General features: G+C 67.2%; 5 protein-coding genes and 1 pseudogene. 5 read left to right on the forward strand and 1 reads right to left on the reverse strand.

What is annotated here, in order from left to right; translation table 11 throughout:
- The 3 genes and pseudogenes from P1P70_RS29560 to P1P70_RS29570 form a co-directional block, all read left to right on the forward strand.
- A pseudogene (locus P1P70_RS29560) lies at positions 1-171 on the forward strand (IS630 family transposase); the annotation flags it as partial.
- 812 nt (positions 172-983) lie between these two features.
- The gene (locus tag P1P70_RS29565; RefSeq protein ID WP_319243084.1) at positions 984-3,860 is read left to right on the forward strand and encodes a LamG-like jellyroll fold domain-containing protein; all 2,877 of its coding nucleotides are present in this window, start codon (positions 984-986) and stop codon (positions 3,858-3,860) included.
- A gap of 138 nt (positions 3,861-3,998) precedes the next feature.
- Positions 3,999-10,892, forward strand: a complete 6,894-nt coding sequence (locus P1P70_RS29570) for a polymorphic toxin-type HINT domain-containing protein (protein WP_319243087.1) — start codon at positions 3,999-4,001, stop codon at positions 10,890-10,892.
- On the opposite strand, the gene P1P70_RS29575 is transcribed toward P1P70_RS29570, so the two are convergent.
- Positions 10,879-11,202, reverse strand: a complete 324-nt coding sequence (locus tag P1P70_RS29575) for a hypothetical protein (RefSeq protein WP_319243089.1) — start codon at positions 11,200-11,202, stop codon at positions 10,879-10,881. The genes P1P70_RS29570 and P1P70_RS29575 overlap by 14 nt on opposite strands.
- Before the next feature lie 461 nt (positions 11,203-11,663).
- Between P1P70_RS29575 and P1P70_RS29580 the strand changes: the two genes are divergently transcribed.
- Both P1P70_RS29580 and P1P70_RS29585 read left to right on the forward strand, forming a co-directional pair.
- The gene (locus tag P1P70_RS29580) at positions 11,664-12,140 is read left to right on the forward strand and encodes an SUKH-3 domain-containing protein (protein ID WP_319243091.1); all 477 of its coding nucleotides are present in this window, start codon (positions 11,664-11,666) and stop codon (positions 12,138-12,140) included.
- A gap of 140 nt (positions 12,141-12,280) precedes the next feature.
- Positions 12,281-12,622, forward strand: a complete 342-nt coding sequence (locus P1P70_RS29585; RefSeq protein WP_319243093.1) for a hypothetical protein — start codon at positions 12,281-12,283, stop codon at positions 12,620-12,622.
- Positions 12,623-12,718 lie beyond the last annotated feature (96 nt).

Here is a 12,718-nt window from a genome sequence, read left to right on the forward strand (position 1 = left end):
GACGAGCTGGTCAACGCCGACCTCAAACGGAGCCTGCCGATGCACAGCCGGGCCCGCGACCAGGCCCAACTCGCCGCCGAGACCCGCCGATTCTTCCACCGACGCCAACGCCAGCCCCGCATCGTCCGCGGCTACTTCGGCGGCCCGCACGTCCGCTACATCCTCGAATAGAACCCTTTGAGTTTCGGATCAATAGGACTCTGAGCTGGGCTTTTGCTCATCCGGGAGGGGCGGGTCAGGTATACGCGATGGGGTTCGGTGGACAACCGGTGGACAAGTGTGTCTGACGCTTCATCAGCGGGTGCGGTTGAACCTGGACCGACGGGTGAAAACACGATCGCCCTCGATGTGGCGAACGAAAACAGCGGGACTGTCCGGTCCGGACAACTTCAGCTACCCGCCCTCGATCCCGTCGTACGAGAGATAGCGTCCTCGGGCTCGTAGTGGCCGTTCCTGTTCGAGTTGGGCAAGGAGCCGGAGGCGCCCGCATGTTCTGTGCTGGTCCTGCGCCGGTCCGTGGCGGGCTGGCGCGTCGACGACCGTTGGCAGGAGCGGGCGCACGTCCTTAGCGCCGAAGCGGATGCTGAAGGTCAGCCGTCCGGGAACAGCCTCCGGATTTCGGTGTCCGGCTCAGGGCGGCGGCGCCCTCCGGGGGCGACGTTGGCCCCAGCCTGCCGCCGATCGGTTGTGCACAGCGTGCGCGAGGCCGGCGTGGAATCCATCCTGCCGGTGCGTCGGCTCTTCGGTCACGATCCGGCCGAAGTGCGTGGATCCGTTGTATCCGCCGCGCGCGTCCTCCCGCGCCAAGGGCCGCTCGTGGGCATGAGCGGTGCGTGCGGTGGAGGGTTGTGAGGCGGTTCAGTCTCGAAATGCCCTTGATCCGGTAAAGGGAGTCCCATACGTTTCTTTGGCCACTGCTGTACGGCATGGCCACATCAATTTCATAGCGGGCTCTGGGGAGAGCCTGAGGGGGAGAAAAGGGTATGACCAACCCTTGGTTCCGGCGGCTTCGTGCTGCCCGGACGCTCGGCATGCTGCTCGGCAGCGCCGTCGTCCTGGGCACGCTGCCCGCCGTCACCAGTCCGGCCGGCGCGGCCGGCAGCACAACGCCGGCCTCGGGCGAGGCGGCCGCGTTCGCACTGGCAGCTGAGACCGGCGAACCGGTGGAGATCATTCAGCAGCGCACCGAGGACGAGCTCGTCTTCGCCAATCCGGACGGCTCGTTGACCAGCGAGACCAGTGTCCAGCCGCAGCGGGTGGAGCGTCCCGACGGCAGCTGGGTGAAGGCGGACGCGACCCTGGAGCGCCGCCCGGACGGCACGGTCGGTCCCAAGGCCGCCGTCGTCGACCTGGCCTTCGCGGCGGCGGGCTCGTCCGACTTCGTCACACTTGGCGAGGAGGGCAAGTCCTTCACACTGAGCTGGCCCACACCGCTGCCCGAGCCGGTTCTCGACGGGGACACCGCCGAGTACCGCGAGGTGCTCCCCGGCGTCGATCTGCTGGCCAGCGCCTCCGTCACCGGCTACTCGTACGTCCTGGAGGTCAAGACGCCCGAGGCGGCCCGCAGCTCTGAACTGGCCGCACTACGGCTGCCCGTACGGGCGGAGGGCCTCGATCTGTCCACCGGAGCGACCGGTGGTCTCCAGGCCGTGGACGCCTCCGGCGAGCGGGTCTTCGGCGGCCAGGCGCCCAAGATGTGGGACTCCGCAGACTCCGGCGACGAGGTCCCGGCGGACGCTGTGCCCGCCTCCGGGGCCCAGACCCTGCCGCAGGAGGCGCCGGACGCTGCGGCCAAGGTCGCCGACATGGCCCTCGACGTGTCGCCGTCCGCGGTCACCGTCGAGCCCGACCGGGCCCTGCTCACCGCCGACGACACCGACTTCCCGGTCTACATCGACCCCGAGGCCGGCATGTCCAAGAGCGAGTGGCTGTACGTGTCCAGCGCCAACCCGAGCACCGAGTTCCACAAGTTCAAGAAGGACGAGGGCGTCGGCCGCTGCTCGGCCGACACCATCGGCGGCATCTACTACGTATGCAGCGGCTCGCCGTACACGAACCGGATGTACTTCCAGTTCTCCACGGACGGCTGGAAGAACCGGACGATCTCCAAGGCCGTCTTCGAGGTCTACGAGACGTTCTCCTTCTCGTGCACGAAGAGCACCGTCAACCTGCACATGGTCGCCGAGGGTGGTGTCGACTCGGCCACCAACTGGAACAACAAGCCCAAGGACGGCGACCTGATGGTCGACCGGTCCGTAGCGTACGGGCGGGGCGACAGTTGTAGCCCGGACGCGCCGGCCAGTTGGGTCGACTTCGAGGACAGCGCCAACGAGAGCAACGAGAACCTGACCTCCTCCGTCCGTAAGAAGGCCGCGGGGGAGGACCCGATTGCGTTCTCGCTGCGGGCTGCCGACGAGGGCGACCCCAATTCCTGGAAGCGGTTCCGGGGGGACAACGCCAAGCTCGTCGTCACGTACAACACCCGTCCGAACAAGCCCACCGGGGAGAAGCTGAGCAACCCGGAGGAGAAGACCTGCACCACCGACAACACCAAGCGGCCGTGGATCCGTGACGCGACCCCGGCCATGTCCGTCAGCGGCACCGACGCCGACTCGCACACGGACGGCTCCGGCCAGAACCTCACCGCGACGTTCCGGGTGTGGGACCAGGTGGACGGCCGGCCCATGGTCTACGAGGGCAAGGACGGGCCGCAGAACGAGGGCAGGTTCGAGCGGGGGATCCCGGTCAAGGAACTGGCCCACGGGCACGGGTACAAGTGGCACGCCCAGACCTACGACGGCTCCACCGGCAAGCTCAAGGACTCCGGGTATTCGGAGTGGTCCGACTGGTGCGAGTTCGTGGTGGACGTGAAGGCCCCCACCACCGAGCCGCACGTGGAGCCGGTGGCGAGCGAGGCAGACCTGCCCGTCGGTGCCAAGCGGCACTTCACGCTCTCCGCCAACGGCAACGCGGACCCGGTGTTCAAGAACGACGTCGAGTTCTACGAGTGGGACCTCGGCAACGACACACCCGCCCGTAAGGCTGATCCGGCTGCTCTTGGCGGCAACGCGACCATCGAGGTGCCGACCAGTACCTTCGGTCCGAACGTGCTCTACGTGCGCAGTGTCGACCGGGCCGGCAACCGGGGCCCGTTGGAGAAGTACTTCTTCACCGTCGACCGCGCCTGCGCCGACATCCTTGCCAACACCTGCGCTGCCGCCGTGTACGGCCTCGACCAGACCTCCGGCGCCACGGCCCCCGACACCTCCGGCCACGACCGGGACCTGACGGTGAAGGGTGCCGACTGGGTCGCCGGCAACAACTCCGCGAGCGACCCGGCCGACAAGGCGCTGCGTTTCAACGGCACCACCGACCACGCCACCGCTGTGTCCGCCGTGCACACCGGGCAGGCGTTCACCGTATCGGCGTGGGTGCGGCCCACGTCACTGTCCAAGAACATCTCGGTGGTCAGCCAGGCGGGCAACCAGGGCAACGGTCTCAATCTCTACTACTCCACCGCCTACAAGCGCTGGATCTTCGGCCGGCACATCAGCGACACCGCGGACTCCGACATCGTCCGCGCCATGGCGGCGAGCGAGCGGCCCGCGACCGTGAACAAGTGGGTTCACCTGGCCGGGACCTACGACCCGGTGACCCGGAAGTTCACGCTCTTCGTCGACGGCGAGGAGCAGGGCAGCGCCACCGTCACCGACGTCTGGAACGCCACGAAGGGTCTCAACATCGGCCGCGCACAGTACGGCGCCGACTGGTCCGACCCGTTCGCCGGTGACATCGACGACGTGCGCCTCGTCCCCGGCCTGCTGTCGGGGACGGAGATCTTCCGGCTCGCGAACAACTGACAACTACTGTCGACCGCTGTCAACCACTGATGACCGCTGACCATCACTGACGACTCTCGACCAGAGCCGTCCACCCGGGTGCCCGAACTTCTCGGGCACCCGGGGCACTTTCGCACCCATACGGGAGGGGGAGCGCGCGTGCGCGCATCTCGCAGACACAGAACACACCCCTGGGCCAAAGCCCTCGGTGTCACCCTTACTTCAGCCCTGACGATCACCCTGCTCCAGGGCACCCCGGCCCTCGGCGACGACCCCGACGAGGCCCGGGAGAAGCGGCGCCCGAAGACCCAGGACGTCGCCTCGACCCCGGTCGTCGACCAGGACGGCACTGCCACCCCGCTCAAGCACACCAAGGCGTACGGCAAACCGCTGAACCTCAAGGCCAGCTGGCCGAAGGCGGGTAGCGCGACCGTCGAGCTCGGCGGTTCCGACGCCAAGAAGCGCGGCGCGCTGTCGAGTGCCAAGGCCGGCTCGCTCCCGGTCCGCGTCGGCACGCCGAAGGGCATGACTCGCTCCACGATGGCGGCTGCCACGCCCACCCGGGCCAAGGTGGATGTCCTCAGCCACGCCGCCGCGCAGAAGGCCGGCATCGACGGCCTGCTCCTCAAGGTCACCCGCGCCGACAGCCGCACCACCAACGGCAAGGTCTCTGTCGAGGTCGACTACGCGGCCTTCGCCCAGGCCTACGGCGGCGACTGGGCCCAGCGGCTGCGCCTGGTCGAACTGCCCGCCTGCGCGCTGACCACGCCCAAGGCAGCCAAGTGCCAAACGGTCACTCCGATGAAGACCGACAACGACGTCCGCGAGCAGAAGCTCACCGCGGATGTGGCCGCGCTGCCCACCGCGAAGGCCCCGCTGCTCGCGGTCGCGGCGGGCCCTGCGGGCGGGTCGGGCTCGTACGCGGCGACGTCGCTGGCTCCTTCCGCGTCCTGGCAGGTCGCCGGGCAGACCGGCGGCTTCACCTGGCAGTACCCGCTGCGGGTGCCTCCGGCCGTCGCGGGGCCCTCCCCGCAGCTCGGGCTCGGCTACAACTCCGCAGCCACGGACGGTCGGACAGCCTCCAGCAACAACCAGACCTCCTGGATCGGTGAGGGCTTCGACCTCAGCGCCGGCTACATCGAGCGCTCCTACCGCTCCTGCACGGAGGACGGCCACGACGAGGCCGGCTCGCAGAAGTACGACCTGTGCTGGCACTCCGACAACGCCACCATGAACTTCGGCGGCCGGGCCGGTGAGCTGGTCAAGAAGGGCAAGGACGAGTGGCGTCTGAAGCAGGACGACGGCACCGTCATCGAGCGTAAGTACGACGGTTCCAACGCCGACAACAACAACGAGTACTGGGTCGTCACCACCACCGACGGCACCCGCTACCACTTCGGCAAGGGCAAGCGCGAGTCCGCCGACACCGAGTTCACCGGCTCCTCCTGGGAGGTCCCGGTCTTCGGTGACGACAAGGACGAGCCCTGTCACGCGGACACCTTCAAGGAGTCCCGCTGCCAGCAGTCCTGGCGCTGGAACCTCGACTACGTCGTCGACGTGCACGGCAACACGATGACGTACTACTACGGCACCGAGACCAACAAGTACGACAGCGTGCGAGGCGACAAGGTCGTCTCCTACGACCGCGGCGGCTACCTCAAGCGGATCGAGTACGGCGAGCAGGCGGGCAAGGAGAACACGACCGCCGCGCCCTCGCAGGTCGTCTTCGACGTCGCTGAACGCTGCACGGGTGCCGCCGCCGACTGTGAGCCGGGCGATCTGAAGGAGTCCACGGCCAAGCGTTGGCCGGATGTGCCGTTCGAGCAGATCTGCACCTCCGACACCGAGTGCAAGGACCAGTGGTCCCCCACCTTCTTCTCCCGCAAGCGGTTGGCGAAGGTCACCACGCAGGTTCTGGGCTCCGACGGCAAGACGTACGGGGACGTCGACGAGTGGGACTTGGCGCACAAGTACCAGAGCGCCGACACCACCCACGCCCCGGCCCTGTGGCTGGAGTCGGTCACCCACTCCGGCAAGGACGGCGCGAACAAACTCCCGAAGGTCACCTTCTACGAGCGGCAGGACGCCAACCGCGTCGACACCGGCTCCGACGACCGGCTGCCGATGTACAAGTGGCGCATCCGGGCCATCCAGTCGGAGACGGGCGGCACGATCTCGGTCAACTACAAGCCGACCGAGTGCACCCCCTCCAACCTTCCGACCCCCGAGACGAACACCAAGCGCTGCATGCCGTCCTTCTGGTCGAAGGAGGGCACGGTCGGGGAGAAGGAAGACTGGTTCCACAAGTTCGTCGTCGACACGGTGATCGAGGACGAGGTCACCGTCACCGGCCCCAACAAGGTCACCTCCTACGACTACTCCGGCGCCGCCTGGGCCTTCGACGACAGTGAGCTCGTCAAGACCAAGAAGAAGACCTGGAACCAGTGGCGCGGCTACCGCACCGTCACCATGAAGACCGGTGAGGCGGGCAGCAAGCAGCTCCGCACCGAGACCACCTACCTCCAGGGCATGGACGGCGACCGGGAGAAGGAGTCCGGCGGCACCAAGTCGGTCACCGTCACCGCCACCGACGGCACAAAGATCCGCGACGACGCCCGCCACCAGGGCTTCGTCGTGGAACAGCGGAGCTTCAACGGCGGCGCCGAGGTGACCGGTTCGGTCAGCACGCCCTGGAAGTCCGAGCCCACGGCCACGGAGGGCAAGGACGAGGCGTCCTACGCGGCCGTCAAGTCGACGAAGACGCGTACGGCGTTGGACGACGGCAAGGTCCGCCGCGCAGCCATCGAGCACTTCTACGACTCGTACGGCATGCTCGTGCGCTCCTCAGACTCCGGCGACCTGGCGGTCACGGATGACGACACCTGCACGACGAACGAGTACAACCGCAACACCGACGCGAACCTGCTCACGCTGCTGAAGCGCGTCACGGTCGTCCCCGTCAACTGCGACGACGGCGCGCCCACGTCGTTCAAGGGCGAGGCGATCTCCGACGTCCGCACCTGGTACGACGACCGCGACACCTACGGCACCACGCCCACCAAGGGCGACGTGGTGCGCAGCGAGAAGGTCAAGGGCTACACGGACGACGGCACCCCGCAGTACGTGACGACGTCGACGGCCAAGTACGACGTGCACGGCCGTGTCATCGAGTCCGCCGACCAGGCGGGCAACGCGACGAAGACGACGTACACGCCGACGACCGGCGGCCCGGTCACCGGCATGAAGGTCGAGGACCCGCTCGGCAACACCACCACCTCCACGGTCGACCGCCGCTGGGGCCTGGTCACCGCCACGGTCGACGCCAACAAGCAGCGCACCGACCTGGAGTACGACGCCCTCGGCCGCCTTCTCAAGGTCTGGCTCCCCGGCCGCGCCAAGGCCACGGACACACCGAGCCTCGAATACGCCTACCTGATCCGCAACAACGCGCCCGTCGTCACCACGACGAAGTCGCTGTTGCCGAACGGCTCGGTGGCCACCAGCCACCAGCTCTCCGACGGCCTGCTGCGACCCCGCCAGACCCAGACACCGGCCGCGAACTCGGGCCGTGTCATCACGACCACCGAGTACGACACCCGGGGCCTGGCCGTGAAGGAGATCGGCCCGTTCTACAACACGGCGGCCGTCGGCACGACGTTCGTGAACGTCGTCGATGCCTCCGAGGGCACGCCGCGCGAGACGGAGACGGTCTACGACGCGGCGGGCCGGGCGACCGACTCGATCTTCCGCGTGGCGGGCACCGAGAAGTGGCGCACGAAGACCGCGTACCACGGCGACCACACGACGGTCGACCCACCGGCCGGCGCCACACCCACCGCGACATACACCGACGCCCAGGGCCAGAAGACCAAGGTCCTGGAGTTCAAGGCATCCTCGCCCACGGGTGCGGCGGACACGACGTCGTACGACTATGACGAGGCGGGGCGGCTCACCGAGGTGAAGGACACGTCGGGCAACCGTTGGTCGGCTGAGTACGACGTACGCGGCCGGCAGACCAAGTCGGTCGACCCGGACGCGGGTACGACGTGGATGACGTACAACGACCTGGACCAGGTGAAGACGGTCCGCAACGAGCGCGAGATCACCCTCACCTTCAACTACGACAAGCTGGGCCGTCAGCGCTCGCTGTACAACGGCGACAAGAAGCTGACGACCTGGGAGTACGACAGCGCGACCGTGCCGAACGGCAAGGGGCGCCTGACCTCAGCCACCAAGTGGGTGGGGGAAAGCGGCTACGTTTCGTCGGTCGACGCGTACGACGTGGCGGGCCGCCCGACGAAGACCTCAGTGACCATCCCCGCCGCCGAGGGCAAACTGGCCGGCACGTACACCTCGACGGCGTCGTACAAGCCGGACGGCTCGCCCGATGACGTCAGCCTCCCGGCGGCAGGCGGCCTCCCTGCGGAGACCATCACCAAGGGCTACACGGCGACCGGCCTGCCGTCCTTCACTTTGGGCGACACGACGGACTATGCCCGCGAGACCCGCTACTCCAACTACGGCGAGATGCTCCAGTTGACGCTGGGCACCGCCAGCGCGGACAAGTACACCTGGCTCACCAACACCTACGAGGAGGGCACCCGGCGCCTGGAACGCGCCCGCATCGACCGGGAGATCGTCAAGACCCCCGACTCCGACATCACCTACAGCTACGACGCCACCGGCAACATCCAGAAGATCGCGGACGCCCCCGAGGGCAGGACGGCCGACGTCCAGTGCTTCTCGTACGACTACCTGCGCCGCCTGACCGAGGCCTGGACCCAGACGGCCACCGCTTGCGCACCGAGCGCCGGTGAGGCGACCGTCGGCGGCCCGGCCCCGTACCGCCACTCGTACACCTACGACGCGGCGGGCAACCGCACGAGCGAGGTCCGCCACGCCGCCGGCACGACCGGGGACGCGGCGATCACGCAGACGACGACGTACGTACCGAAGGCCCAGGATGCCAAGGGCGGCACGCACGCGCATGCCCTGAAGTCGGCCGAGGTGCGCACCGCGACGGCGGCCAAGGAAGTGACCGCGGCCCAGAGCTTCCAGTACGACGAGGCGGGCAACACCGTCCGCCGCACCAAGGCGGCGACGGACCTCACCCCGGCCGTCGACCAGAAGCTGGACTGGGACGAGCAAGGCCGCCTGAGCGCGGTGACCCCGTACCTGTCCGGCGACAACCTGGACGAGGCGAACAAAACCTCGTACGCGTACGACGCCTCAGGCGGCCGCCTCCTCCGCAAGGAGAAGGGCGCGGTCACGCTGTACCTGGGCGCCCAGGAAATCCGCCTGGACACGGCCAAGAACACCCTGGCGGGCACGCGCTACTACTCTCACGCGGGCCAGAGGATCGCCGTACGAACGACTGCCGGGGTGACCTGGCTGGTCGGCGGCCAGAACGGCACCGCCGAGATCGCGATCAAGGCGGCCGACTCGGCGATCACACAGCGCCGCACGCTCCCCTTCGGTGAGGTGCGCGGCGCCAAGCCGGCGGCGGGCGCGTGGCCTGGTGACAAGTCCTTCGTCGGTGGTGCGGCGGACGTGACGACGGGTCTGATCCAACTCGGCGCACGCGCGTACGATCCGGCGACGGGACGGTTCGTCTCCGTCGACCCCGCTCTGAACGTGGGCGACCCACAGCACCTCAACGCCTACGCGTACGGCCGTAACAACCCGCTGGCCTTCCCGGACCCGACGGGCCTGTACTGGGGCGAGTCCTGGATCAGCCCGATTGGTCACGGTGCCCTCGATGTCTTGGGCCTGGTCCCGGTCTTCGGCGAGCCCGCCGACCTCCTCAACGGCGTCTGGTACACAGCCGAGGGCAACTACATCGACGCGGGCCTGTCCTACGCCTCGGCGATCCCCATCGCGGGCTACGCGGCCACGGCGGGGAAGGGCGCGCGGTACGTCAACAAGGCGGTGGACGCGGCCGACACGGCGTCGGATGCCACCAAGGCGACCAAGAAGACCGAGGACGCGGTCGACGCGGCCGACAAGGTCACCCCGCCGGTCACGCCGAAGCCGAAGGAGAAGCCGGCCCCGGCACCTCCGGCCAAGGCCAAGGAGGCACCCGAGACCAAGAAGGGCGACTCCGGCGGCAAGAAGGGCGACGGCGCGGAGAAGAAGTCCGACACCGGCGGTGGGGGCAAAGACTCCGACGCACCCGCCGCGGGCGGCTCCTGCAAGACGAGCAACAGCTTCGTCCCCGGCACGCTCGTCCTGATGGCCGACGGCTCCACCAAGCCGATCGAGGACGTCGAGACCGGCGACAAGGTCCTCGCCACGGACCCCGAGACCGGTGAGACGACCACGGAGACGGTCACCGCCGAGATCAAGGGCGAGGGCGTCAAGCACCTGGTGGAGCTCACCGTCGACACGGACGGCGACACGGGCACCGCCACGGCCACGATCACCGCGACCGACGGCCACCCCTTCTGGGTCCCCGCACTCGACACGTGGGTCGACGCCATCGACCTGAAGAACGGCCAATGGCTGCGCACGAGCGCGGGCACCCTGGTCCAGATCACAGCGGTGGAACACCGAACCAGCGGGTCGGCCACCGTCCACAACCTGACGGTCGATGACGCCCATACGTACTATGTGCTTGCTGGTAGCGCCCCGGTCTTGGTCCACAACTGTGGAGCGAACGTTGATGGGTATTACTACCGCGGTGTCGTCGAGGGGCACCATAGCTATGACACCGCTGCGCAAGGCCGTGCGGTGCCCCGCGGAACCCGCGCGGACCTGAACGACCACTCGGGTGGAGATGGCACGGATACCATCTTCACGTCGTGGTCGGACGACTTCGAAACTGCCGAGTTCTTTGCCCAGAATCGGGGAGACGAGTGGATTGGGAGAGGTGTGATGCTGCGCATCAGGGTGGCAGGCATCGATCCCGCCATAGGGCCGTCGAGAAACATTCAGATCCACGACGGTCCATATGAAAGGTTCTTCGAAGACGAGCATCTCATCGTTGGTGAAATCCTGGCCGACGACATCAGCTTCGACTTCGGGCAAACCTGGACACCAGTCAGGCGGCGGTGAGGTGAACGAGGTATCCGCGAGTGAACTGCTCGCTGCATTCAAGTCCGACTCCGATGCCAGCATTCAGGCCAAGAATGCATTGCTTTCCGGAGCGCCTTTCGAGATCTGGCTCAAACCTCTTCCAGCGTCGATGCTTCGGGGCATCCTTCGCGGGAGGGTGGGAAGTCTGCAGCGGCGCGGTAAGCCGGTTGTCGGGATCACGGAATGCCTTGCGGGTCTTGCCGAAAAGGGCGAGCAGGGCGTTCTTGTGGCCAACGTGGACGATCGCGAACGAGGCGGATACCTCTTTCGTCTCTACCTTGATCCGCAACCGCTCAAAGTGGTCGGATGTATGGGGTTTGGCTCTTCCCCCGAAGGTGACCCCACCACCGGTCCCGAGTAAACACCGCCGATAGGGGAAGCCTCACAGAGTTCCAGCGGCCCCACCGGATCTGTTTCCGGTGGGGCCGCTGGGCTTTTGACGGGATGCCCGCACCTCACGGACCCCGAGCCTCCAGCCGCAGCCTTTTCCGGGGCCGCGAAAAAGAAGACCGGTAACCCGGTTCTAAAGAAGGCACAGGCCAAGACCGCTCCGAAGGTATCCTCGGGTCACGGTTGGTCAGGAAGTGGACCAGTGCGGGCGAGACTGCGTACAAACTGACCGTCTCGGACCTCCATACGTACTATGTGTTGGCGGGGGCCGCGTCGGTCCTGGTCCACAACTGTGGAGACAGTGTTGTACTGGGAGTCGGTAAGAACCCAGCAGAAGAATTATGGGAAGGGGCGGCGCGCGTGACGGATCGGCCTGATAGCCCTCGTGAGGCAGGACTGCCGGAAAGGCTGTCGGACATCCTGGCGGAGGACGCCCGGTGGATGGCCTCCGAAGCGGACGTCCAGCACATCAGGGATGTCTGGGATGAGCTGGGAATCCATTGCTCGCCGACGGTGCTGCGTTTCGTCGAGGAATTCAACGGATCGGGCTTCGATTACCCCCGCCATCCGCTCGATCCAGGGAAACACAGCTGCGAACTGAACGCCGAGCGCGCCAGTCGCATCGTCAACGGCGAAAAGCTGAGGGGATATGAGCAGAGAACGGGAGAGAAGCTGACGCCCGTGGGCACGGCGGCCTCCGGTCCTCTCGTGCTTCTCGTCGCCGAGGGGGGCCGGACGTACGGCGCCTACGATGCGTTCCTCGCCCTCTATGGCGGGACTCCGGAGGAAGCATTGGTGCATCTGGTCGACAGAGTTCGTCCTGAGCGGCTGGACTGACGGCGGCCATGACACACGAACGCTGACAGTGATGAGGCCGGTGGCCGGCGCCTGAACTCGATGTACACGGCGAACCGCATACTTGACGGAGACGCCTTCTACGTCAAGATTGTTCCGTAGCCCCCGGAGACCACGCGACCATGGCGCTCATCACGGAGTACCACACCACAGCCAGCCCGAACTACTCCCTCGTCGAGGTCTATGATTCCGACGCCTACCTTGACGATGACGACGCGGCGAACCGTTCACGCACCGAGGTGGTCGCGGGCAACGGCTACCACCTGTACCTCCGCAGCCTCCAGCCCGACATTCGCGTCAAGGTCGCCATCCGAATCTGGGACAGCCCTCAGGAGCCCCCCGGGGAGTCCGAGGGCATCGCCACTGTCACCCTGGAATCCGAAACCGGCGTTCTCGTCATCAACCAGATCACCATGGGGCCGGCCGGGGAGATGACCCTGCCCCAGCCCGGCGTCTACGCCTGAGGTTCCCCCGTTGCGCGAGAGGTGCTGATCAGCTGGTCAGTGAGGGTTGACGGGGTTTCAGGTTCGTCGGTTCGGCCGTCGCCTGCTCGGCGTAGT

Source organism: Streptomyces sp. MB09-02B, assembly GCF_033794485.1.
Classification (GTDB): Bacteria; Actinomycetota; Actinomycetes; order Streptomycetales; family Streptomycetaceae; genus Streptomyces.